Below are 25,999 nucleotides of genomic sequence, written 5' to 3' on the forward strand. Positions count from 1 at the left end.
AGCCACAATGAGTGTTTCAATGAACACCAAGCTGAGTTATGGATTTGGCGCGTTTGGTAAAGATTTTGCGATTACCATCGTTTATATGTATCTAATGTTTTACTACACCGATGTTGTGGGTATTTCTGCTGGCGTCGTCGGAACGCTTTTCTTAGTGGCTCGAATATGGGATGCAGTGAATGATCCGATTATGGGGTGGTTGGTTAATAACACTCGTACTCGCTGGGGAAAATTTAAACCCTGGATTCTTATCGGCACCATCACCAACTCTGTCGTGTTGTTTATGCTGTTTAGTGCCCACTACATTGAAGGTCCGTGGCTTATTGCTTATGTCACAGTAACTTACATTTTATGGGGTATGACCTACACCTTAATGGATATTCCTTTTTGGTCTTTGGTTCCGACTTTGACGCTAGATAAGCGCGAACGTGAAGAGTTAGTACCTTACCCGCGTTTCTTCGCCAGCCTAGCGTGGATTGTGACAGCAGCGATAGCGATGCCATTTATCAACTATGTGGGTGGCGATGACAAAGGCTTCGGCTTCCAAGTCTTTACCTTATTGTTGATTGTTTGTTTTGCGGTATCGACGTTCATAACCCTTCGTAATGTAAAAGAACGTTACTCGACCGATCAACTAGACAGCACAGCAGTCGAAGAGAAAGTATCGCTGAAAAAAATGCTCGCGCTTATTTATAAAAATAGCCAGCTTACAAGTTTGTTGTGTATGGCGTTATCGTACAACCTCGCGACCAATATTATTATGGCGTTCGCGGTGTACTATTTCACCTACGTGGTTGGTAATGAAGATCTGTTCCCGTACTACATGGCCTATGCGGGTATCGCGAACCTTATTACTCTAGTGCTGTTCCCTAAACTGGCGAAGCTTTTTTCTCGCCGTGTGCTTTGGGCGTGTGCATCAAGCTTTCCGATTTTTGGCAGTATCGTGTTGATTTACATCGGTATGTACGATCAACAAAGTATACTCTTAATCTCTACTGCGGGTGTACTACTTCAAATTGGTACGGCGTTATTCTGGGTACTGAACGTGATCATGGTCGCTGACACCGTTGATTATGGTGAATATAAACTTGGGATCCGTTGTGAAAGTATTGCTTACTCTGTTCAGACGCTAGTGGTAAAAGCTGGCTCTGCGTTTGCGGCATTCTTTATCGGTATTGCCCTTACCGTTGTAAATTATGTACCAAATGTTGAGCAAAGTGCCGATACCATCTTTGGTATGCAGTGCGTCATGATCGGGCTACCAAGTTTCTTCTTTGCTATTGCACTGTTCATCTATTTCCGCTTCTACAAACTGAATGGTGCATACCATCAGAAAATTCAAAATCATCTGACAGAAAAATACGATCACATCAGTACTGAATCAGATGAAAATGGTAAGCAACCTGAGACAGGAAAACCCATTCAAGCTGTTTAATCTTACCCTAAGGCCATTATTTAATGGCCTATTTAAAAAATAATAATAGCCACTATAAAACAGCTTATTTAATTATAAATTTATCTGATAACGACATATTCAAATGGAAGAGAAGTAATGAACCTAAAACTACTCGTGCCAGTTATTGCCGGTACACTTGTATTATCGAGTAGCGCTTTTGCGTTACAGGCTAGCGACAGCATGAACGCGGCTGAAATGGCATATAAAAAGCCGACGATTGAAAACTTATTGACGAACCCTGCATTTGAAAACAAAGGGTTGGGTTGGAGCTACTGGTTTGCAAATTTTAAAGATGATAACGCATATGTAGGCCGTTATCGGGGAAGAATCGCCACTGGTTCTAGCCATAGTATTAGCCAAATGGTGGTTATTCCAGAAACGGGTTATTACGATTTATCTGCTTATATCATTAGCCCAAGCAACGATGCGATTCTATCTTTGACTAATATGGCGAATGAGGTTTTGGTTCGCACCGAAATTAAAAAAAGCAAAAAGTACAAACGTACAGAACTTAAACATATTCCACTTGAACAAGGTGAGCAGTTAAACGTTTTCTTTACTGGTTCAGATAAAGGCAGTGTGAGTGTCGATAATGTCACGTTGAGTAAAAGTCCTAAGAATAAAGCCCCAGCGTTTAACCAAGTGATTGGTTTCAATGTGACTAAACAATCTGGTTTAACTGCTATCAATAAAAACAGCAAAACCATTGAGTTTCATTTGCCATTTGGCAGTGATTTAGAAAATGTGCAGATAGGGGATATTACGGTTTCATCTGGTACTTCAGCATCGCTTCGCACTGGTGATGTCGTCGATTTTAGCCACCCCGTCACCATTACGTTGACTGATGAAAAAGGCGGTATAGAGCAGTGGGTAGCAACTGCTGTTGAGAAAGAAAAAGAAGTGGTTGTAACATCTTCAAACCAAAAGCTTGAAACATCATTCGAGTGGGCGATTGATAAAACTCGCCAGTTCGTGATGACAGGTAAGCACGATTTGGTCAATCGAGATGAAAACAATAATGATGGCAGCGGAACCGCCGATTATATCCCTTCTTACTGGGCTGGTTATTTTGATCGTACTGCATTTTACTCGCGCGATTTTCTTCATCAGGCTGCGGGCGCTAAGCTTGCAGGGCTGGATAATGAAAACTTTTCAATGTTCAAAACCTTTGCTCGCCATTCAACGGAATCAAGAAAATGGTACACCTTGTGGGCCGTTAACTTTGATGGTTCACCGCATACCATTGACTATAAAGACGACGACTGGTTTGTGCGTGAAGTACCCGCTCAGTTCGAGTTTTTAGAAAAAGCCTACGAGCAGTATCAGTGGACGGGCGATAAACGTTATATCGAAGATGAAGATCTTTGGCGTTTTTATACCAAGGTGTTAACTGATTATATTACCTTGCATGATTTGCAGGATCCTAACGGTATTGCCGAGGGTTACGGTGGTATTTTCGAAGGCTCAGCGACTTATAATGAACGCGGGGAGTTTCCGATTGAAGCGGGTGATGGTATCGGTTCACAATATCAAGCGACAGTTGCCTATGCGGCAATGCTTGAAGCGCGTGGTGACGACAGTGATGCTGAATTGTGGCAGGAAAAAGCTCAGAAACTCAAAGATTTTTTCAATCAAGATTGGAGCATTGCCGATCCAGAGAAACCATTGGCTAACTACGTCAATATCGTTCAAAAAGACGGTTTACGTTTGAACGATTTTGGTAAGGAAAATAGCTGGTTTATGCCAATGAAGCTGATTACCGAACCGGGCGAGCGCAATAACAATTATTTGGATTTTATCTCACAAAACCTAGGTGATGGTATTGGTACCACTCCAGAAGCCCCTAACAATATTGAAGCTTATACCTATATTCCAGAAACATACTTCCCGTATAACCGCAATGAGGAAGCGTGGAAGTGGATGCAATACATCATGGATAAGAAAGATTTGCCCCATGAACGTCCGACCCAAGGTACTAATGGTGATTATCCGGAAATTTCTTTTACCTTCATATCAAATACAGTTGAAGGGTTAATGGGTATTAAACCGGATGCGGCAAACAATGCGGTTGTTACGGCTTCTCATCTAACAACGGATATTGATTGGCTGTCGGTCGATTACCTGCCAATGGGAGAGCATGAACTCACCATACGTCATGATGGATTAACCAAAACTACACTCACTAATACATCAGAAAAAGCACTGAATTGGCAAGCATGGTTTTACGGTAACTATGAGATGCTAAATGTCGATGGTGTATCGATGGCTGCTGAGCATAAATTCGTAAATGGTCAAACCGTGAGTTATGTAGAAGTCCCTGTTGGAAGCAATGTAACACGGGTTGTTGAACGTTAGAAGAAACGCTTAGAGCACCCCCTTTAGATCTTTTGGAGAGGAGTCTGCTCTTTTTATACTGATTTCCCCCGATTATTGACACGTCATTGTCGGGGGCTTTTTTAGCTTAATAAGAGGGAGGGAGCAAGAGACGTGCACGTAGCCCTGGATTATTATCGCTAAAAGCAAGTTTGCCGCCATGACAGGCAATGACCGCTTCTACTAACGATAACCCCAGCCCAAAACCTTGATGTGTTCGGCTACGATCAACACGAAACATCGGTTCGCGAATACGTTCTTTATCCTTATCTGAAACCCCATAACCGTTGTCTGTTACAACTAATCCAAAGTTATCGACAATAACGATGATCTCTCCGCATTCGGGGGTATATTTGATCGCATTTTCAACTAAATTATAAATAGCGCGAAATAGTAAACTAGGCTCTCCTTGTAAGTGATAGGGAGCATCTTGGCGCAGGTATAAATTTTGTTTTTTCTCATCTGAAATGGGCAGTAAAAACTCAATAACATCTTGGCTGATTTTACTTAGATCAACGTACTCTTTTTCTATATTTTGCTTACCACTATTCAAATTGGCGATTTCCAACATGCCGTTGAACATACCAAGTAAGATTTCAAGATCGTCGTGACAGGCTTCTAATTCATTTTGATGAGGGGAGTTATTGGTAACAAGCAAGCTTTCTAAACGTAGCTTCATACGTGCAATAGGGGTACGCAAATCATGCGCCATACCGACTGATAATGATTTTAGTGAGTTCTCTTTTTTCTCAACTTGCTCGATGAGGAAATTTAAGTGGATGGCTAAAATATCAAATTCATCATCATTACGGCTAACGGGAAGCTTTACCCCTTTTTCACCATAAATAACCCGATTCATCCCTTGGTTTACTCGGCTGAGTTTATTGAGTATTGAAACTGCAAATAATGTTGCCCCTGCTAGCATTAAAATAACCGGTATAGCGATACCTGTAAGCAACATAGGGGTGACGGTATCGCGGTATTCTTGTAATAACTCGGGATTAATACCAATCACCAATTGTTCTTTATTGGGTAATAGAATAATACTTTCGGGTTGAGTAACATTTTGTACGCTGACGGTATTGCCTGCTAGTGCAGCAGGGTACGAGCTATTTGTCGCTTGATACGAGGCACTGCTAATACGATAGGTAAATGCGTTATTTTGTTTACTTCTGTTTGCGACAGATTGGCGGATGTTTTCAATATTGCCAGTGTCGGCCAGCATTGAGAAAGTACTCGTTTCACTATTAAGTTCACGTTTTAGCTGTTTATGGTAAAACGTTTCAGAACTCACGAAGACTTGGTGAACAAATAACATAAAAATCATTGCCACACAGGCAATGAAGTATAACAATACTTTGAATATTGAAGAGCGTGAAAGGTTATCAGGACCTGCGAAGGACATAGCCTGCACCTCGGATTGTATGGATTAAACCTAACTCACCATTTTCTTCTAATTTTTTACGCAGGTTTGCAATATGTACATCAATCACATTGGTTTTAGGGTCAAAGTGATAACTCCACACTGATTCAAATAAGCTCATTCTAGAGACAACATTTTCAGCGTGTTCCATTAAGTATTGCAGTAATAAAAACTCTTTCTGTTGTAGATTAAGTAAACGTTCACCTCGCCATACTCGGTGTGATTTCATGTCTAATCGTAGATCATCGTAGATATATTCAGTTACGACTTTTGTTGAAGAGTAGTGGCGTTTTACTAATATTTGAGCACGAGCAATTAACTCTGCTAAGGCAAAAGGTTTAGTTAAGTAGTCATCGCTACCCGCTGTTAAACCAGTTACGCGATCTTCCACGCTATCCATTGCACTGAGGATCAATATAGGTGTTTGATTTTCAGTTGCTCTTATAGCAGCCAAGACCTTTATACCATCTAAAATAGGCAGCATTCGGTCTAAAATGATCAGTTGATATTCGCAACTGGTCGCCATCATTAAGCCTTTATGACCGTCGTCTGCCTCGTCAACGACAAAGCCATGCTCACGTAATCCTTTCGCGATAAATTCACGTGTGGTCAGATCATCTTCGATAACCAGTATTTTCATTTGATACCTAATTTTAATGCTAAATGCTTGGTGATGGTATGTCGCATCGTTTTGTCGCCATTATAGATGCATATACCCAAGACACCTAAAAATGCAGGGCTCTCGATGAACGAGCATCTTGAAGTGGCTTGGGTATATAAAAAACGGCCTACCAAGGGCAGGCCGTTAAGCAACTCTAGGGGGTAAAGTTACTATTTCTTTAATATGTTGCTTATAGTGATTTCATTTGTGTCGCTATCGACTCAGCCTGTGGGCCTAAGATAACTTGTAGGTTAGCAGACCCAACATTAACCACACCTTTCGCACCTAAGGTTTTTAGCTTGTCATCATCAATAATGCTGCGGTCAACAATGCCTAAGCGTAAGCGAGTGATACATGAAGAAATGTCGGTCAGATTATCTTTACCACCTAGTGCTGCTAGGTATTCTTTTGCAAGGTCACCCGCATCAACTTCTTTGTTGTCTGTTTTAGGTGCATCTTCACGACCCGGCGTTTTTAAGTTGAATGCACGAATAACAGTGACAAAAGTAACGAAGTAAACAACACCTAAGCCAAGGCCTAATGGAATAACCATCCAAGCATTTTTAGCTGCTGGGGCATTAAAGTTGATTAAGTAATCAATTAAACCAGAAGAGAAACTAAAGGCTAAGTGAATATCTAACATCGATGCTAATACTAAGCTCACGCCCATTAAGATTGCGTGAACTAAATACAGTGCAGGTGCTAGGAACATGAACATGAATTCGATAGGTTCAGTAATACCGGTTAAGAATGCTGTAAACGCAACACTTAATAGCATACCGCCAACACGCGCTTTATTTTCTTTCTTGGCTGTTACATAGAAAGCTGCAGCCGCTGCAGGTAGGCCGAACATGATTACAGGGAAGAAACCACCAAGAATTAATCCTGCGTTTGGATCGCCAGCCATAAAGCGAGCAATTTCACCTGTCGCACCGTTGTATTCACCAAAGACGAACCACACCATGGTGTTCAAAATGTGATGAAGTCCAATAGGAATTAGTAAGCGGTTAGCAACACCATAAGCAAACTCACCTGGTGTACCACTGCTTAAAATCCAATGACCAAGGTCGTTGATCACAGATTGGATTGGTGGCCAAATAACAGAAAAACCATACGCTAAAATTAATGCCGCAAGACCCGTAATAATAGGTACGAATCGCTTACCAGCGAAGAAACCAAGGAACTCTGGTAATTTGATAGCGTGGAAACGGTTATACAGGTGACCTGCAGTCAAACCGATAACGATACCGCCAGCAACCCCAGGGTCGACATTAGGGTTTAGCGAGCCGATAGCGGCGGTCATAATGAAGTAACCCACACAGGCTGCAATTGCAGCAGCTGCCGAATTATCTTTTGAAAAGCCACCTGCAACCCCCATTGCAAATAACAGTGCTAAGTTGGTAAATATCGCTTGTCCGCCAGCAGCTATAAAAGGAATGTCTAATAAGTCTGGTTGACCAAAGCGTAACAACATACCAGCAACCGGTAGTACTGCAATTGGGAACATCAATGCATTACCAAGCTTCTGGAAATAACCAAGTATGTTCATTTCCCTCTCCATATCGTCTAATTAAAAAATGACGACAACAATTGTGTTGTCGAAAAACATAACTTGGGTATAACGATACAGGTAAGCATCTAAAGTAAGATTTATCGGAACATTAAGGATCCTTAATGTTTCGGCGTAAATGGCATTTTCAGTGTGATTTCAATCACACAAATGGAAAGATAATAATTTGCGCGAATTATTTGCTATTTTTCGTGGTTTATCGAATCGCGTATTCGTTCGCTTTATCACGTCATGATTCTACAAGATTTGTTCATTTTCTATTCTGTTAAAATCATACGCTACAAAGCGTGCTATTCAGCACGGTTTGTAGTGCCATGGTTGATCTACTCTGCTGCCAGATTTCTTAATTGTGAATAAGATAGAAATATTATGCAGCCAGTGATTTTTCCATGTGGTATTCAAGCCTTGCCAGTGTCTGCTGAGGTGAGTTGTTCATTTGTCGGTAATGAATTATTCCCTCAGTTTATTGCAACAGACAATTCGGTATCGTTCTGTGATGAACAATATGCGATGTTGGAATTTTTATTACCCATAAACCCTGACACGCAAGTGATGGGTGATGGCTTTCAAATGTTGGCACAAACAGCGGGCACGTTGAATCATCCTATTGATGTTGGACGCTGCCCTGATAATAACGAAAGCTATCGGATTTATTCATCGAATGCCTCAAAGCGCTATTACAACTACTTAGTGATTGAGTCCCCTTATTCGGAATTTACGCTATTTGGCTTTACATCGTGTCATCGTTTTTCTGGTTATTTTGAATATAACAATGGGGTGATTAAAGCTTATATTGATGGCGAAAGTGTGGCGATTCTTACGCAATCTTATCGAGAGAAAAGCACGCTAGAATCGATCACTGTGCTGCAGGGCAATGATATTAATGTTTTATACCAGCAATTTTCGGCATTAATTGAAGCAAACCATCCTGCACGTTTAGGGGTTAGCCAAAAAGCACCTGTTGGGTGGTGTTCGTGGTACGCCTATTATGCAGGCGTGTCTGAGCAGAACATTCATCAAAATGTTGATCAAATGCATGGTGAGCTTGAAGCGCTTGAGTGGGTTTTACTTGATGACGGCTATCAAGAATTTATGGGGGATTGGTTAACACCGTCAGATCGTTTTGCTGGTGGTGTTAAACATTTAATCCAGCAAATCAAAGCCAAAGGAAAGAAGCCAGCCATTTGGATGGCACCTTTTATCGCTCAACCGGAATCTAAAGTGTTCAATGATCACCCTGATTGGTTTGTTAGAAATGAACAGGGTGAGTTGCTAAAAGCGGAAGACATTACTTACGGTGGCTGGCGTTGTACACCTTGGTATATTTTGGATACTAGCCACCCTGACGTACAGCAACATTTAATCCATGTTGTGCGTACTATGCGTGAAGAGTGGGGTGTTGAACTTTTTAAGTTGGATGCTAACTATTGGGGTACATTGAAAGGATCACGTTATAAGCAGGGTGTAACGGGGGTTCAGGCTTACCGAATGGGAATGGAAGCGATTGCCAAAGGTGCTGGCGATGCTTGGCTATTAGGGTGTAATGCTCCTATGTGGCCGTCGCTCGGATTAGTTGATGCAATGCGAGTGTCTGATGATGTAGAGCGTCAGCCACACCGTTTTGAACAAATTGCAAAAGAAACCTTTAGCCGCGCTTGGCAGCATCAACGCTTATGGCAAATTGACCCTGATTGCGCAACGTTGATCTCGATAGAAGGGCAGGCAACATCAAGTGAAAACTACCATTTTCATCGTGATGTGTTATTGGCTTGTGGTGGCTTATTGTTATCGGGCGATCCGCTTTATCATCTTGATGATTTTGCTCGAAATACGCTATCAGCATTGATTGAAAGACAGAATGTTACGCAATCATCGGCTGTTTTTGATGATCTATTAATGCAGCATGCAGAACTTGAGTATGGTGAAAGCGATAAATTACACGTGCTGTTTAATTTTAGTGGTGATGAAAAGCGCACAGTCATTTTAGAAAGCCAGATTGAAGGCGAATGGTGTGACTACTGGACGGGTGAACAAGTCTCTTTAGCAATGAATACTCAATGTAGGGTTGAGCTCAGTGCAGGGTTAATAAGTCACGCTGTTTTATTCAAAGCAAAGCGCTAAACGTATTTTCTATTCGAGCTATTCGTAAAAGCTTGTGATGGACAAGCGTGTAAAATGGATTCTTATGTACTCGTTATTAAAAGAGATAAAAATAGAATCCATTTTTTTGAGCGTAATTTATTCAGTGACGATTAAATTACGTCCATTTTCTTTCGCTTTATATAAACACTTGTCTGCGCGGCCAATAAGATCATGCACGTTACTGTCAGCGTTGACGACCCCTGCACTAATTGTATAGCTAATTTTATTATTTAGGATACTGAGCTGGCTATCTGCAATGTCATTTTTTAACGCTTCAAGGCGTTGGTTGAACACTACAGGTGAATTGCCATAAAGTATGCAGAATTCTTCGCCACCAAATCGTGCGACAAGGGCGTCTGAAAAGTAATTTTTTAAAGTGTTAGCAAATTCAATCAATACCATATCGCCAATGTGGTGGCCATGGGTATCGTTGATTGTTTTAAAACTATCGATATCAAGTAATGCTAAACATCGAGGGCCCAAATGGCTTTTTGACAATGGTTGGTCAAAGAAATAACGACGGTTCCACGTTTGAGTTAGGTAGTCTTTATTCGCCAGGTGAAAAAGGTGACGCTCAGAATCTAGAGCGTTTAATGTGCTGTGTAAACGACAATAGAATTCTTCTTGATTAAAGGGCTTGGTTAAAAAGTCATTTGCACCGGCTTTAAGAAACTTCGCGGTTAATGCTGCCTCATCACTGGCTGATAACCCTATTATTGCTACTTGTCCGGGGCGGTGATGTTTTCGTATTTCTTTAATCAGACTAACACCGTCACGTTCTGGCATTGAATAGTCGGTAATAATTAAACTAATGTCTTTGTGTTGTTGGAATACTTCTAATGCGTGCTCACCATTTTTAGCTTCAATCACTGTAAGATATTGGCGTTCAAGTAAACTGCGAATATAACGGCGAGCCGTCGTTGAATCATCAACAACAAGTATTTTATGATCGCTGTTACTTTCTAGTCGCTTTAATATGGGAATGATCGACGCTATACAAGCTGGGCTATCTTTAGGAATATAATCAATAACCGTTTTTGCCAGTACTTTTTCGCGTGTCATTTCATCCATTAAAGCCGTTAGAACGATAACTTTAATATCGACAGATAAACAAACATCAATAATCTCGCCATCTTGTCCATCAGGTAGACAATAATCAAGAATTGCGCATAGGAAGTCAGTTGTTTCATCAAGTATTCTTTCTGCTTCGGCGATAGTTTCGGCGAAGATTGGGAAAAAACCTGACTTTCGAAGTTCTATTTCAATCGCTCTTCGAAAAGGGCGGCTATCTTCTACAACTAATATTTTTTGTTCCATTGTTACGGCAACCTTGAGGAGATTATCTAATAGTTGAGTGATGTATCATTATGTATTTTTAGGCGAAAGATTATGCGCTATTTTACAATGTGATACAAATAAAGATGTCAAAAAAAAGTTTATAAATGAAGGTGATAACGGAAAAGTGACTATTTATTGACGGTTTTGGTTATATGGTATGGCATTCATGCTTTGGTAAACAATATCTTAAGCTTTAATGTTAATTGTTTGTTCTCAATCTGGTCTATTTGTATGTCAGTTACTCGCCAGTGTTCATTGTTACTGATGGCAGGTATTGATAAAAAGCATATTAGCTATCATTCTGTTGTTATGTTTACTGCGAGTCTTTAAGTAAAATTAAGCAGAAGTGATACGTAAAAATATAAAGCAACAAAAATTAAACACTGATGAATAGTTATCTTATATACCCAAGCTACCTTTGGCATAAACCTGCCCCCTTTGATGTTCCCAAAATGAAGATTCAAAGGGGGAGGGTGTTGTACTTAGTTCATGAATTCGGCAGTCATAATTTTATGACTTATGAACCTTGCCAAATTCTTTCACACGTTTGACTACCATCTCGTTCGAGTGGTTTTTCGATTAACCAGCGAATAGGCGACACAACGGGACTTGTTGTAAAGCGAACCGAGGTTTCGAAAATAGCAGACCAAGGTACATCAAGGTTAAAGTCTTCAAACTTGCCATGTACCTCAACTGGGGTTTGCAAGCTGAATATTTGTGCCTTCTTCGACTTAGGGCTTAGATATAAGTCAAATGCACGGTCTGCATAGCTCGCATTGAACAGGCCATTGACTTGAATGCGAGTGGTATCAAGCAGCAAGTCACGTTGAGTCATTGTTCCCTGTTTAATATCCATGCCCGCTGCAACACAATTTAATACCGATGGGTCATCATTGGTAAAGTTGGGTAAAATGGCATCGGTTAAGCTGACAGCCCACAGATCAATTAAGTTGGCTTCAAATGTTTTAGGCCAAGCAGCAAAACCAATGAATCCGTTCGCATTATTCATCAGTGTATCTGGGGTGTTAGCGATGCTTGTTAGGCTGAATTGCGTACTGATTTTACCGTGCATGTCTGTGTTCGGATCGAGTCGACGCGCAAGAATGCCATAATCAAAATTGGTTACTTTACCTTGCAGGTTAATATCAAACATTTCTTGTTTGGCTTTCACTTCACCATGGATATTGATATCGCCACCGGGTAATTTCACATGCAATGGTTGCAGAGTGAATTGCCCTTGCTCTAGTTGCCAATATAGCTTGCCCGCGCCCAGCCAGTCAGCTCCTGACCGTACTTCATCGACATTGAGCTTGAAGTTAGCGTTCACTATATCTAAACCTTCAGGGCTAATAACGGGTACTGCATCACTGTCTTTGCTATTGATAGTAGTACTTTCAATAGATTGTTCTTCAGCTAACCATGCTTGCCAGCCTGTAGCCTTAAAGTCATTAATTTGGATAAATGGTGCATGCAAAGCGATATTAACAGAAGGACGATCTTGTCCTTTTATTGGCGGAATAATGTCACCTTTGCCCATTAATTTACTGTCACCCACTTGTACCATCATATCGCGCAGGTGGTAGCCGATATCATCCATCGACATTTGAGCTGCAAGCTTTATCGGGCCATAAGGGGGCAGTTCAACACCAGTAAAGAGGTTAAAGCGATCTAAGTTCGGTGTGTAAGCATCAAAAGCGAGATTTAAACGTTTAATGTCCATTGGCAGGGTAACGCTAGATCGCGCATTGAATGCCATATCACCCACATTAACCGCTAAATTAACGGGCATTGATTTTCGTCCGTCATTGGCTTGTTTCAGTGACAGTGAATCCAATTTTATAGAAACTGCGCGTTCAGATGCTTGCCCTGCGATTTTGAGCTGTGTTGCATCATTAGGCCCCGTAATAAAGCGCCCATTATTAAGTGAAACATTAATGGCTTTTCCGGTGTAGACATCAGCGATTTTTAGTTCGCCTCCCGACATTTTAGCTTCGATTTTGGCTTGTTCCATTAACTCGATAATCGTGCGACCCGATAGGTCAATGGCAAGCTGGGCTGATTTAAGCTTCATGCCCAAATCATCGGTTACATCAAATTGCGATAAAATACGACCAATATCGGGATTATTAACGCCAAGATTGAGCTGCGTACTGATGTTTGCATTATTTAAGTTAAACGCAATATCTCCGCTATAGCGACTACCGGCATAACTAGCCCCAAAAGGGGAAGCTGGCATTTTTCCGTTTCGCACTTTTCCTGTGAAGTTCACGTTATCGACATGTTGATCTGCCCATGTCATTGTTTTTACGCTAAGTGATAAATCAGCATCTGCAATAACAAGATCATTGCCTAATAATGGCACATCTAGATTCACGCCTTGTGTCGGTACTGCTTGTTCTACTTGGGGTAATTCATCATCGTTAATAAACTGACCAAATTGCGTGAAATCCAATTGGTCAAATTGCATGTTAAGCACTAAAAATGGGTTACCGTCTTCTGGTCGCCATTTTGCTTCAAATTGCCCTTTGGTGTTCATTAAAGATAAAGTGGGTACATCAAGGTTGATCCACTTACCTTGGTAAGTCAGCTTACCGTTTAATGCAATTTCACCATTTACGTTAGTTTGCGTGCCCAACCAAGGGCTTAGCTTGCTAGCATTATCGCCTTGAACGGTTAAGTTGAACCAACTACCTTCTTGCCATTGAGTTCCGACTAATAAGCCTTGTGCTTTTACATCTAATACTGAGCTATCGACATGTAATTGTGTTGGCCAATCGCGACCGTTAATAATGTCACTTAGCGTGCCAGCCTTGGCAGTTACATGGGTCGGAATACCCATGAGCTCGCCTTGAATATCAGAGCTGAAAGGGCGATTCATTCCTGCTGCTAATTGGGCGGTATCAATTGCAAATGTTGCTTGGCTGCCCCAGCCGACGTTGGCATCATCAATTGAAAGTGCAATTTGGCTGTTATCTAACCATTCTTGCAGTTTGGTGCCTTGCGTGGTGATTGTTAACTCAGACGATGTAAGGTGACCAGAGGCGTAAGGAATACCGGTTAACCAGCCAGCGATTTCCCCTAGAGAAGAATCTTTTGCCCCCAGGGTAATATCGACATTCGATGTCCATTCAGTTGCATCGATCCTTGCATTACCACGAAATGGAACATTGGCAATGTCTGCGGTCATTGGCGCTTGTAGTTTTCCGTCGACCCCTTCGATATTTAGCGATAAATTGGCGACGTTTGTACCTAGTCCTTTAACTTCGCCAATATGTACGCCGACTTTAGTGGTGGTTTTCATTAGCCATTGGTCGAGTGCCCGCTGTAATGGTGACTGTTGTGGTGCTGCACCATAAGCCGACATCATCATTGGTTGGGGCTCTTCTGGTTGTAACCATGGGCGTAAATCAATCAATGGAATATCGAGTTGCCCTTCAATGAAGTTATGACCGTCGGTGTATGGCACATCCAGCTTAACGTCGAGGTAGCCTTTGGCTTGGGTTATCGGGCTTGTTAGGGTAAGGTCGGTAATCGCGAAATGATTCATAGAAGCAGTGACATCAGCGTTTATGCTAAGTGGTGCGATAGGTTTTACATCAAGCCCTAATAAATCTTCAATGGGGCGAGTATCTTGCCAATCAAGCTGCACTGTAGCGTGTGATTCTCCTTGTTGCAGCGGTACGACATTCGCGTCGATGTTTAGTTGCGCACCTGCAAACTCTCCCTTCGCTTTCAGTAAACCCTGCTGATCATTAATTAGGTTTTCTAGATCACCGTTAAGAGTTAAATCATAATCTTGCCCCATGGTGTGCCCTTTAATATCAAGCTGCCATGTATCAGGTTTGGTCAGATTAAGGTTTTCTAAAAAAAAGCCAATATATTGATTTTGAATCTGATCTTCATAAGCGAATGTAATATTTTTCGCTGAAATACTGTCACTTAAACGTAACGAGAAAGGCAATCCGGAATTCGATGGAGCTTGGCTTTCAGCATTAACATTTAGGTTTGATGCGCTTGCAGATGAGGGCTGCTCATTAAATTCCCAATTCGTTAGGCCATCCGCTGTTTTGGCTAAATTAAGCGCGATATCCTCAAACTCAAGGTGATCAATTTCCAAGGTATTATTTAAAAGAGGTAACACTGATATCTTTGCTTCTAAGTAACCTGATGTCAGCATTGGTTGCCATGGAATATCCTCAATATTGCCTATCATTACTCCTTCAAGTCGAATCGCAGGGCTGAATGAGATCTCGAGTTCGATATCGCCTGTTATTTCAGCATCGCGATGAAGGTTATCGGTTAGCCATTGATTAATGTAAGCACGGTGTGGCGCGAGATCTAAATTAACGCCGTAACTTAATACGCCTGTTATAAGGATCATTGGACTTAAGAGGCCAATCGAGGCCCATTTGGCAATTTTTTTTAATCGGCGCGGCTTAATAGAAGGCGAAGCGTCTGTTTGCGAATGCGGTTGAGTCATAAATTAAGCGCTTTAAATTTCCAGAAAGATAATAAATTGGATGATGTTTTATTGCTTAAGATACCATGAATGGGGGCTTTACAGATATGAGTTAACCATAAAATGACAGTACAAATCACCTGTGTTTGTAATCTGTTTTGCTAAAGGTAAGGTAGTATGTCGATGAAGCATTTCCTTTGGGTTAACCTGTAAAACAGCCATGTGTGGGTATTGATATAGGATATGCGTGTTGTTGATAAATATAAAATTCCCTATTATCTAACGCTACATACCGATATTGAGCCAATGCCATGAAAATTGATTTAACCAATCTGATCACCGAAAGCCGTAATACAGCCAGCCAGCACATCGATACCTTATCAACCATCGATATGTTGAAAGTGATCAATGATGAAGATAAAAAAGTGGCGTTAGCGGTTGAACAAACATTACCAGAAATTAGCCAAGTGGTAGATGTCATCACTGAGGCATTTAAGAAGGGCGGGCGTTTAATATATACCGGTGCTGGTACATCTGGTCGGCTTGGTATTTTAGACGCGAGTGAGTGCCCACCGACTTATGGTTCTAAACCTGAACAAGTGGTTGGCCTTATTGCTGGTGGGCATACCGCTATTTTACGTGCAGTAGAAAATGCAGAAGATAACCGTGAGCTGGGTGAAGGTGATTTAAAAGACCTTAATTTTAATGGAAAAGATGTGCTCGTCGGAATAGCTGCAAGTGGACGTACTCCTTATGTTTTAGGGGCGATGGCGTATGCCAAATCGGTGAATGCTACCGTTGCTTGCATTAGTTGTAACCCTAATAGCCTCATGACAAAAGCGGCTGATATTAGTATTACTCCTATTGTAGGGGCAGAAGTGGTAACGGGTTCATCTCGCATGAAAGCAGGCACTGCGCAGAAGTTGGTGCTGAATATGCTGACGACGGGAGCAATGATTCGTTCGGGTAAAGTGTTCGGCAACTTGATGGTCGATGTTGAAGCCACCAATGCTAAGTTGGTTGAACGTCAGAAAAAGATTGTTATTGAAGCAACAGACTGCAGTCGAGAAGAAGCAGAAAGCGCATTAGCGGCATGTAACGGACATTGCAAAACAGCAATCGTAATGGTGTTGGCACAGTTAAATGCAGAAGAGGCCAAGCAATTATTGGATAATAACAAAGGCTTTATTCGTGCTGCGATTGCGGCAGGAAAATAATGATGATTTTTCGGAGAGTCATTTTCCGTTAGACACTATATCCAAGCAACCTCAAGATGCTGGGTTCATAGGACTCAGAGGGTTCAATGTTGATTACTCAACATTGAACCGCTATGTAATTGAATATACGCGATTGCTAGAAAATTAGACTCGCAAAAAAGTGTCTTTATTTTCACCTATACCAACATGACGTTGATACCCGCGTCTTTCAATTGAGTAATAACTTCTGGGTTGGCATCTTTACCAGTGATTAAAGTGTGAATCTTCGTCGCGTGGCAGAACAACATACCTGCGCGCTGACCAACTTTACTGCTATCTGTGAGTACGACCAATTTACCTACGTGATCTAACATTTTTTGTTCTGCCATCGCTGTGAGCATGTCCATTTTGTACAACCCATCAGCAGTTAAGCCTTTCCCGCTGGTGAACATCCAATGCCCAGCATATAACGATGATACTTCGTCTTGTGGTGCTAAGGTGATGGATTGGGTTTTGTTGTATTGACCACCAATGATTACGACTCCATCGTGTTCTTCTTCAATCAGGTAGTTTGCCAACGGGAAAAAGTTGGTGATTACTTGCACATCTTGTCCACAAAGCTCTTGCCCTAATAGGAAGGCTGTTGAACCACAATTGATAACCGCACTTTCACCCGGTGCAATCAGAGAGGCGGCTGCTTGGGCAATGCGCACTTTTTCATCATGGTTTGAGACATGATTAATATTAAATGGAGACCAAACAGCTTTTTCTTGAGTGATGGCTTCTGCGCCATTACGGACTTTTCTTAACTTCTTCGAATCATTGAGCTTATTGATATCACGACGTGCTGTTGCCGGTGAAATATCATAGGCCTCGATAAGGCTATTTACGGTGATATATCGTTTCTGCTGCAAGAGTTCTAGGATGGCACTATGCCGTTGTGCTTCTGTCATAGCATGCCTTTATTATGATTATTACTGACTGCTTATGATTGTATACCGCGAGTTATGAGATTAAAAGACGTCATCTGCTCGCATTAGCCGAGAAATGACACGTATCAAGTGTATGTATAGATTCTGTAAGCTCAGACGCATATCGTGTCGATTTTCAGCGCCTGAGTTAACAACTTTTCTTCGTGATGACGTCGATTTATGAGGTTGATGTAGGGAAGCTCAGGTATTACGTGAGCGCAAACCCTGCTGCTTGTCCCATTTCAGTGAGACGAGTTTTTGCTAATTGAATGTTGTTGGCCCATTCATCATCTTGAGCCCACATTTCAATTACCATAGGGGCAGCGTAGTCCATGTTAGCTAAGGTTTTGAAAATTGATGGGAAATCGACATCGCCTTCACCTATTACTAAGTCGCGGAATTGGCCTTTACAGGTACTACTGACTTTTAATGTGTCTTTTAAGTGAATTTGGATGATGTGATCGCTGCTGAGTTGTAGCTCGGTACAGATATCATAATTCCATCCGGTGATGTTGCCGACATCGGGGTAGGACATGAAGTACGGTGAAGGAATGGCTTTTTTCAGTACTTCAAATTTGCTGAGTGAGTTGAGGTAAGGGGTATCCATAATTTCGACACCTAGCATGATACCGGCGCGTTCTGCCATTTTGGTGGCGGCTTTCATGCCTTCGATGAAGCGTTGGTGGCTTGCTGCGGTTTGTGGTTCGTAATACACGTCGTAACCGGCCAGCTGGATGCAGCGGATACCGAGTTTATAGGCCAAGTTGATGGCCTTCTCCATAATGACATAGGCTTCATGACGAATCGCTTCATTTTCAGAACCGAAGGGGAACTTACGGTGTGCACTCAAACACATCGACTGTAATGGCAAGCCGTGTTGTTCGCATAAATGGCGTAGGTTGTAAATTTCTTCATCGCTCCAGTCTAAGCGTGCTCGACGTTCATCTGATTCATCGACCGAAATTTCAATAAAATCAAAACCAAGATCTTTTGCGGCTACGATTTTTTGTTCCCATGACAAGTCTGCTGGCATAGCTTTTTCATACAAACCAAGGCGGAATTTCTTATTAAAATTATGCATATATCACCTAAATTAAGTGGAGGGCTTAGAAGCAATCTGCGATGATTTCACTGATGCCTTGGTCGTTATTTGTGGTGGTTGTGATACGGTCTGCGATCTGCTTGACTGCCTCATCGGCATTGGCCATGGCGACGCCGAGCCCAGCAAGGGTGATCATGGAAATGTCATTGTGGTTATCACCTATCGCTACAACCTTGCTTGGGTCAATGCGTTGGTCTGCTAAGTATTCAGCCAAGCGAAAGCCTTTAGTATTGCCTTTGTTGGAAAAATCGATACGGTTCGACCACGACTTCTCACCAGTAAAAGTGCTACGAATAAACGGTAATTCTGCGAAATTTGTGATGTTTTCAATGTTACCTTCAACCACGAATTTCCAGATGTAGGTATTGTTGTCGATTTCATCCAAGAAAGAATCAATGCGTTCAATCTCGGGTTTAATGTCAGCAGGAAACTGTTGCGACCAGGTTTCCATTGCTTCCATATAGTGGATGGGTGTTTTAGCCGAGAACGTCATTTTGTCGGTGACGTACATCACCATGTTCAGTTTGTTTTGCTGTGCCAACGTGACAAATTGACGGGCATTGTCGTGAGAAATGGCCTGCTCAGTGATCACGCTGTTGGTTGAATAGTCATATACATAGGTGCCATTGCAGCAAATGATCGGGGTATCGAGTTCGAGATCATGGTGGTATGGACGGGCGGCGGTATGGTGACGGCCTGTGACCAACAACACAGTAGTGGTGTCTTTAATATGTGCAATCGCGTCTTTTATTTCGGGTAAGATTTGATGGTCAGTGGTTAATGTCGTGCCATCTAAATCTAAGGCCAGCACGGAGTAAGTCATGTTTATTCCCTTTGAATGAATCGCGTAAACCATATAAGTAAACGGGAAATGGTGAGTTCTGTCCTTTCATTACCCGGTGAGAAATGAAAGGGCTACCTTCCAACACAAACGATGCGAACTGAAAACAGGAAGATAGCCACAGGTTTTTTTGTAGGGTTAAGAGTTTTAATGTTTACAAGAATGACTTGAACGGTAATTCTGGTTCGTCTGTAAAGATGTCATCAAAACCACGAGGGTGCTGGTAGTACATCTTCGCTTGGTCTGTTGGGAAGGTGTATTTACCGCCCACTTGCCAGAAGAAAGGACTAAAGCCATAACCCAGACGATCTTTTTTCATCTTCCATAACACTTCAATTTCACGAGGATCGTTTTGGAAGTTGGCCCAAATATCATGATGGAAAGGCATAACGACTTGTGCGTCTAATGATTCTCCGGCACGCAAGATGTCGGAAGCTGTCATTTTGTCGGTTACGCCACGTGGGTTTTCGCCGTAAGACAACAGAGCGACATCAATTTGATTGTCGTTGCCGTGTTTTGCGTAGTAATTTGAGTAGTGTGAATCCCCAGAATGGTAAACATTACCCCCCGTAGTTTTCACCAAATAGTTCACTGCGCGGTCGTCCATACCATCTAAAATCGACTTGTCGTATGAAGAGGTGCCTTCTGGTAGCGTTACTAATGCAGTACGGTCGAAAGCGTCCAATACTTTGATAGTTATATCGCCCACCGGAATCTCATCACCAACTTTGGCTATAATGCATCGATCTTCTGGCACGCCCCAGCCTGTCCATAGATCCACACAAGCTTTTGGTCCGATGAATTTCACGTGATCACCACAGTTATGCAGTACTGCAGAGGCAACGTTAATATCGATGTGATCGGCATGATCATGGGTAGCCAATACCGCATCAATATTTTTAATTCCGAATGGATCAAGTACAAACGGTGAAGTTCGTAGGTTCGGCTGTAAGTTGCGTACACCACCCATACGCATCATCTGATGCTGGTTTTTCATGTGTGGGTTGCCGCGTGTTCTCTTGCCTGTACCACACCAAAAATCGATAGAAATGTTGGTGTTACCTTCAGATTTTAGCCAAATTCCCGTACAACCGAGCCACCACATTGCAAAGGTACTAGGCTGCACATCTTCGTGATCAATCTCTTCGTTTAGCCATGTGCCCCACTCAGGGAACGTATTGAGAATCCATGATTCGCGGGTAATTTCGTCAACTTTGCTCATCTGATAGACCTTTCGTTAAATGAATTTAAAAAATCGTCCGAAACGTGCCGGTATGGTGCGTTTCGCTATAAAAACAAATGCGTACTTTTTTCTTTTTCTGGGTATTGGCTTATACCAACACCACTTCAATTCCTTGTGCTTCCAGCGCGGTCACTACATTGTGAGGGGCATCTCGCCCAGTGATCACTATGTCAATTTGAGCCGTGGAGGCAAATAACATCCCCACGCGTTGTCCGACTTTTGAACTGTCGACTAACACCACGAGTTTGGTTGCTTGTCTCATCATTTTTTGCTCTGACATAGCCGCGAGCATATCCATTTTGTATAGCCCATCAGCTGTTAAGCCTTTGCCACTAGTGAACATGTAATGCGCGGCGTAACCATGTCCCACTTCTTGATGGGGAGCCAGCATCAGGCCTCGTGTCCGGTGGTATTCCCCGCCAATGATCACCACTTCATCATGCTCTTTCGTGATCAAATAACGGATCAGTGGGAAGTAATTAGTAATCACTAAGATATCGCTGCCGCAGATCTCTTGGCCTAATAAAAAGGCTGTTGAACCGCAGTTGATCAACACGCTGTCGCCACTGTGACAAAGCAGTGCGGCATAGTGCGCAATGCGTGTCTTTTCATCATGATTGGAAGTTTGATGAATGTTTATAGGTGACCAAAACATTCGTGTTTGTGGCTTTGCCTCTGCACCATTACGTACTTTGGTTAACTTGCCTTGCTCTTCCAATTTATTGATGTCGCGTCTAGCTGTTGCTGGTGAGATACCAAAAGTATTGATGACTTTCTCAACCGTAATCGCTCGACGATGACTCAGAATATTAAGTAAAGCATTGTGGCGTTGTGATTCAGTCATGTGTCTTACCTCTACTGCTTTCACAATGACACTTTGTGATTTGAAATGACTATAACAATCACAATTATGATTATCAATGATTACTTATGGTGTTTTGTGACTGAGTTAAAACTTTATTTCCATCGATTTAACGAAGAGGTTACAACTTGTTGAAATTAAAGTGAGAAGTGTCAAAAAGGATTTTTTTGCGAGTTAGTTAGCATTTTCAACCGTTTTGATACGTATTATCACCCACCTGATAGCCAAAATTGATCTGTATCAATAGGAAGAGATAATCAACGAGAGCTCTCTCACATAAAATCAAACTATGACTTTTTATGATTATTTGTGATTGCTATGGTGATTACGCGAACAGAAAGCAGGTTGATAAAAATAGAGAATAAGAAACGGCGAAAAGCCAATCACCCCGTGATAGAAAGCGATGAGGTGTACGCACCTACGTTGCGATGGAGCATCATTATGGACACCATATACGACATTTTTTACATCTTCTACAGCCAAGTCATGACAAAGGCCCCGTTATTACTTGGCTTAGTAACATGTATTGGTTACATCTTGTTAAGACGTGATACGACCACTGTTATAAAAGGCACGATCAAAACCATTGTTGGCTTTATGTTGGTACAAGTTGGTGCTGGCACTTTGGTTGCTGGTTTTAAACCAGTGATTGAAAAACTCTCTGAATACCATGGCTTAACGGGGTCGGTTATTGACCCTTACACCACCATGATGTCCACAATGGAAACTATGGGTGATAACTACTCATGGGTTGGTTATGCCGTATTAATGGCCTTAGGTCTCAATATCCTCCTGGTGGTTTTTCGCCGATATACTGGTATTCGAACCATTATGCTGACGGGACACATCATGTTCCAACAAGCAGGTTTGATAGCGGTGTTCTACTTTATTCTTGGCGCTGGCATGTGGGAAACCATCATTTATTCGGCGATCTTGATGGCTCTGTATTGGGGTATTTCCTCCAACATTATGTTCAAACCGACCGAAGAAGTAACGGGTGGCGCAGGTTTCTCTATTGGTCACCAACAACAGGTTGCGTCATGGATTGCGACTAAAGTTGCTCCAAAATTGGGTAATAAAGAAGACAGTGTTGACCACCTTAAACTGCCTAAATGGCTACACATTTTTCACGACAGCATTGCTGCTACAGCAATTGTGATGACAGTGTTCTTCGGTATTATTTTGTTGTCATTCGGCCTTGATAACTTGCAAGCAATGGCAGGTAAAACGAACTGGTTCATTTATATTCTTGAAACTGGGTTGAAGTTTGCTGTTGCGATTCAAGTGATTGTTGCCGGTGTACGCATGTTCGTGGCGGAATTGTCAGAAGCCTTTAAAGGGGTGTCAGAACGTGTGATTCCGAATGCGGTTTTGGCGATTGACTGTGCGGCGATTTATGCTTACTCACCGAATGCGATGGTATTTGGTTTTATGTGGGGTGCGATTGGTCAGTTTACGGCTGTGTTAGCGATGCTTGCTTTTGATGCTCCTATCATGATTATTCCTGGCTTTATTCCAATGTTTTTCTCGAATGCGACCATCGGTGTGTTTGCTAACCACTTTGGTGGCTGGAAAGCTGTGATGAAGATCTGTTTCGTCATGGGCATCATTGAGGTATTAGGCTCTGCATGGGCGATTCATTTGTTTGCGCAACAAGGCACAGAATTTAATGGCTGGATGGGCATGGCTGATTGGGCGTTAGTATTCCCACCAATCATGCAAGGTCTGTCTATGTCGAGCTGGTTCTTCTTTGTTTTGCTAGCGGCTGCTGGTGTGTACATGTTCTTTGCTTCAAAAACATTGCGTGCTGAAGAAGATGCAGAAGCGGTGTTGGCTGTTACACAACCGACAGAAGAAGTTGTGGCGGACGTTGCAGAGCGAGCGATTGAAAGTTCAGCAGGGCGCGCTATTCGTATTCTGGCTGTGTGCGGGAACGGACAAGGTTCATCTATGATGATGAAAATGAAGATCGGTAAATACCTAGAGAAGAAAGGGATACCGCATGTCATGGATTCGTGTGCTGTTTCAGATTACAAATCCAAACTCGTGAATACCGACATTATTGTGTCTTCTAAACACCTTTCCGGTGAGATGCAACCGGGTGAGGGCAAGTATGTACTGGGCGTACAAAACATGCTGAATCCTAATTCTTTCGGTGATGAATTGCTGAGCTTAATCAATAAAAATTTAGCAAATTAATCACAATGCCTCGGTGGGTTGTTGGCAGAGTACAATCCACCGAACACATGGAGTACATCATGAATTTTAAACAATCATTGAACGACAACAATTCCATTAATCTTCAAGCACAAGCTGCAGATTGGAAAGCGGCGATTAAATTGGGTACCGATATGCTGATTGCTTCGGGAGCGGTGCAACCTAGTTATCACGACGCCATCATTAGTAGTGTGGAAAAGTTGGGACCTTACATTGTGATTGCTCCGAATTTTGCGATGCCACATGCTCGTCCTGAAGATGGCGTGAATCGCACCGCTTTTGCTTTAGTAACATTGCAACAGCCTGTGTATTTTGAGGGGGAAGAAGAGCCTGTTGATGTTCTGGTGACGTTGGCTGGCAGTTCATCAGATGAGCATATGGAAGGTCTGATGGAAGTGACGCAGGTATTGGAAGATGACGACAGTGAAACGGGGGTTGATCTCGATAAGCTTCGCCATTGTCGCAGTAAAGATGATGTGTACCGTGTGATTGAAGAAGCGTTAGCGCTTGCTGTGTAAGCGACATATGCACGGCTGACTATCTATGGGCAGTGTGTTGGCATGCTGCCCAATATAGGAGATGAACAATGTTTAATGCATTGAAAGAGAAAGTCTTGGAAGCGAACCTGCTGTTGCCGAAATACGATTTGGTGACCTTTACGTGGGGTAATGTATCTGAAATTGATCGCGTAAGAGGCGTGGTCGCCATTAAGCCCTCAGGGGTAGATTATGATGTCATGACGGTGAATGACATTGTGGTGGTCGATTTAACTGGCAAGGTGATAGAAGGGACGATGAATCCGTCCAGTGATACCGCGACTCACCTTGAGTTGTACAAGGCATTTCCTGCATTAGGAGGAATTGTACATACCCATTCTCGCCATGGCACGATATGGGCACAGGCGGGGTTAGATATCCCAGCGTTAGGCACTACCCATGCTGATTATTTTTACGGTGATATTCCGTGCACGCGTTCATTAACGCCGCGTGAGATCGACAATGATTATGAGAAGAATACGGGCTTAGTGATCGTTGAAGAATTCACTCGCCGTGACATTGACCCGAGTGCAGTACCTAGCGCAATCATTGCTGGCCATGCCCCTTTTTCGTGGGGTAAAGATGCGTTTGACGCCGTACATAATGCTGTAGTGCTAGAAGAAGTGGCTGCAATGGCATTATCGACACGCAGCTTAAACAGTGGCATTAGAATTCAACAAGAATTATCGGATAAACACTATTTCAGAAAGCACGGTGCCAACGCGTATTACGGACAAAAATAGGCGTGAATGTTATTGCTTGAATTATCGAGCCAGCTACTAAGTGCTTCATCAACATGTATTCCTGACACATTGACGACAGTACACCGTAATTGTATGACCAAAGATAAGTGATTGAAGACTTATCGGGTTTCGTGCGCCTGCATGTTGGCGGCAATACAAAACAATGGGCTATTTATTATCGATGTAAATGACTTAACCATTTCGAAAAGGATTAAAAACCATGACTAAACCACTATTACAAATTGCATTGGATTCAACTGACTTAGCTACCGCTGTAACCGTTGCGAATAACGTGGAAAGTTTTGTTGATGTGATCGAAATAGGCACTATTCTCGCGTTTGCGGAAGGTATGTCTGCTGTAAGTACACTGCGTAAACGCCACCCTGAACATATTATTGTGTGTGATATGAAAACCACCGATGGCGGGGCGATTTTAGCCAAGATGGCATTTGAAGCTGGAGCTGACTGGATCACCGTCTCGGCTGCTGCACATATTGCGACCATCGAAGCGTGTAAGAAAGTGGCGGATAATTTTAATGGCGAAATCCAAATTGAATTGTACGGAAATTGGACTTTGAAGGACGCCCAAGATTGGGTAGATTTAGGTATAAAACAGGCGATTTACCACCGTTCACGTGATGCGGAATTAGCCGGTGTGAGTTGGACTCCTGAAGATATCAGCCGTATGCGAGTGTTGTCTGAAATGGGTATCGAAGTGTCAATTACTGGCGGTATTGTGCCGGAAGACATTCACTTGTTTGAGGGAATTAAAGCAAAAACCTTTATTGCGGGCCGTGCTCTTGCCAATGATACGGGTAAGGTGACTGCTGAAGCGCTGCGTACTGAAATTAACAAATATTGGTAAG

Annotated in this window: 18 protein-coding genes; 8 read left to right on the forward strand and 10 right to left on the reverse strand. The window is 42.4% G+C overall.

The window, feature by feature from the left end:
• Positions 1 to 7: 7 nt before the first annotated feature.
• Both melB and C9J47_RS02480 read left to right on the forward strand, forming a co-directional pair.
• Entirely contained in the window at positions 8 to 1,435 is a 1,428-nt protein-coding gene (melB, locus tag C9J47_RS02475) for a melibiose:sodium transporter MelB (RefSeq protein WP_107252087.1), read from the forward strand.
• 117 nt (positions 1,436 to 1,552) lie between these two features.
• Positions 1,553 to 3,811 carry a glucosidase family protein gene (locus C9J47_RS02480; protein WP_107252088.1) on the forward strand — a complete coding sequence of 753 codons (2,259 nt, stop codon included), beginning with the start codon at positions 1,553 to 1,555 and terminating at the stop codon, positions 3,809 to 3,811.
• Positions 3,812 to 3,917: 106 nt separating this feature from the next.
• On the opposite strand, the gene C9J47_RS02485 is transcribed toward C9J47_RS02480, so the two are convergent.
• From C9J47_RS02485 to nagE, 3 genes are all read right to left on the reverse strand, one after another.
• Positions 3,918 to 5,234, reverse strand: coding sequence for a sensor histidine kinase (locus tag C9J47_RS02485; protein ID WP_107252089.1), 1,317 nt, complete (start codon positions 5,232 to 5,234; stop codon positions 3,918 to 3,920).
• On the reverse strand, positions 5,215 to 5,892 hold the full coding sequence (locus C9J47_RS02490; RefSeq protein ID WP_107252090.1) for a response regulator transcription factor: 678 nt from the start codon (positions 5,890 to 5,892) through the stop codon (positions 5,215 to 5,217). Before C9J47_RS02490 ends, C9J47_RS02485 begins: the two co-directional genes overlap by 20 nt.
• Before the next feature lie 211 nt (positions 5,893 to 6,103).
• Positions 6,104 to 7,462: an N-acetylglucosamine-specific PTS transporter subunit IIBC gene (nagE, locus tag C9J47_RS02495; RefSeq protein WP_107252091.1), complete on the reverse strand. Its 1,359-nt coding sequence runs from the start codon at positions 7,460 to 7,462 to the stop codon at positions 6,104 to 6,106.
• 390 nt (positions 7,463 to 7,852) lie between these two features.
• Between nagE and C9J47_RS02500 the strand changes: the two genes are divergently transcribed.
• The gene (locus tag C9J47_RS02500; RefSeq protein ID WP_107252092.1) at positions 7,853 to 9,604 is read left to right on the forward strand and encodes a glycoside hydrolase family 36 protein; all 1,752 of its coding nucleotides are present in this window, start codon (positions 7,853 to 7,855) and stop codon (positions 9,602 to 9,604) included.
• Positions 9,605 to 9,721: 117 nt separating this feature from the next.
• Here C9J47_RS02500 and C9J47_RS02505 read toward each other — a convergent pair whose 3' ends face one another.
• Both C9J47_RS02505 and C9J47_RS02510 read right to left on the reverse strand, forming a co-directional pair.
• Positions 9,722 to 10,942, reverse strand: a complete 1,221-nt coding sequence (locus tag C9J47_RS02505; protein ID WP_107252093.1) for a response regulator — start codon at positions 10,940 to 10,942, stop codon at positions 9,722 to 9,724.
• A gap of 538 nt (positions 10,943 to 11,480) precedes the next feature.
• The gene (locus C9J47_RS02510; protein WP_107252094.1) at positions 11,481 to 15,443 is read right to left on the reverse strand and encodes an AsmA family protein; all 3,963 of its coding nucleotides are present in this window, start codon (positions 15,441 to 15,443) and stop codon (positions 11,481 to 11,483) included.
• 290 nt (positions 15,444 to 15,733) lie between these two features.
• Here C9J47_RS02510 and murQ point away from each other — a divergent pair, with 290 nt between their 5' ends.
• Positions 15,734 to 16,639, forward strand: coding sequence for an N-acetylmuramic acid 6-phosphate etherase (murQ, locus tag C9J47_RS02515; protein ID WP_107252095.1), 906 nt, complete (start codon positions 15,734 to 15,736; stop codon positions 16,637 to 16,639).
• A 176-nt stretch (positions 16,640 to 16,815) separates the two neighbouring features.
• Here murQ and ulaR (C9J47_RS02520) read toward each other — a convergent pair whose 3' ends face one another.
• The 5 genes from ulaR (C9J47_RS02520) to ulaR (C9J47_RS02540) all read right to left on the reverse strand — a co-directional run bounded on the left by ulaR (C9J47_RS02520) (position 16,816) and on the right by ulaR (C9J47_RS02540) (position 21,619).
• Entirely contained in the window at positions 16,816 to 17,571 is a 756-nt protein-coding gene (gene ulaR / locus C9J47_RS02520) for an HTH-type transcriptional regulator UlaR (protein ID WP_107252096.1), read from the reverse strand.
• Positions 17,572 to 17,797: 226 nt separating this feature from the next.
• A complete protein-coding gene (locus tag C9J47_RS02525; protein ID WP_107252097.1) occupies positions 17,798 to 18,670 on the reverse strand; it encodes an L-ribulose-5-phosphate 3-epimerase in 873 nt (290 codons plus the stop codon).
• Between the two features lie 25 nt (positions 18,671 to 18,695).
• On the reverse strand, positions 18,696 to 19,514 hold the full coding sequence (locus C9J47_RS02530; protein WP_170107415.1) for a Cof-type HAD-IIB family hydrolase: 819 nt from the start codon (positions 19,512 to 19,514) through the stop codon (positions 18,696 to 18,698).
• 172 nt (positions 19,515 to 19,686) lie between these two features.
• Positions 19,687 to 20,754, reverse strand: a complete 1,068-nt coding sequence (ulaG, locus tag C9J47_RS02535; RefSeq protein WP_107252099.1) for an L-ascorbate 6-phosphate lactonase — start codon at positions 20,752 to 20,754, stop codon at positions 19,687 to 19,689.
• 109 nt (positions 20,755 to 20,863) lie between these two features.
• Positions 20,864 to 21,619: an HTH-type transcriptional regulator UlaR gene (gene ulaR / locus C9J47_RS02540; protein WP_107252100.1), complete on the reverse strand. Its 756-nt coding sequence runs from the start codon at positions 21,617 to 21,619 to the stop codon at positions 20,864 to 20,866.
• Positions 21,620 to 22,078: 459 nt separating this feature from the next.
• Between ulaR (C9J47_RS02540) and C9J47_RS02545 the strand changes: the two genes are divergently transcribed.
• The 4 genes from C9J47_RS02545 to C9J47_RS02560 all read left to right on the forward strand — a co-directional run bounded on the left by C9J47_RS02545 (position 22,079) and on the right by C9J47_RS02560 (position 25,998).
• Positions 22,079 to 23,836, forward strand: coding sequence for a PTS ascorbate-specific subunit IIBC (locus C9J47_RS02545; RefSeq protein ID WP_107252101.1), 1,758 nt, complete (start codon positions 22,079 to 22,081; stop codon positions 23,834 to 23,836).
• 59 nt (positions 23,837 to 23,895) lie between these two features.
• Positions 23,896 to 24,372 carry a PTS sugar transporter subunit IIA gene (locus C9J47_RS02550; RefSeq protein ID WP_107252102.1) on the forward strand — a complete coding sequence of 159 codons (477 nt, stop codon included), beginning with the start codon at positions 23,896 to 23,898 and terminating at the stop codon, positions 24,370 to 24,372.
• A gap of 68 nt (positions 24,373 to 24,440) precedes the next feature.
• On the forward strand, positions 24,441 to 25,133 hold the full coding sequence (locus tag C9J47_RS02555; RefSeq protein WP_107252103.1) for an L-ribulose-5-phosphate 4-epimerase: 693 nt from the start codon (positions 24,441 to 24,443) through the stop codon (positions 25,131 to 25,133).
• Positions 25,134 to 25,353: 220 nt separating this feature from the next.
• Positions 25,354 to 25,998, forward strand: coding sequence for a 3-keto-L-gulonate-6-phosphate decarboxylase UlaD (locus C9J47_RS02560; protein ID WP_107252104.1), 645 nt, complete (start codon positions 25,354 to 25,356; stop codon positions 25,996 to 25,998).
• Position 25,999: the final 1 nt, after the last annotated feature.

The organism is Photobacterium indicum (assembly GCF_003026215.1).
Taxonomy (GTDB): domain Bacteria; phylum Pseudomonadota; class Gammaproteobacteria; order Enterobacterales; family Vibrionaceae; genus Photobacterium; species Photobacterium indicum.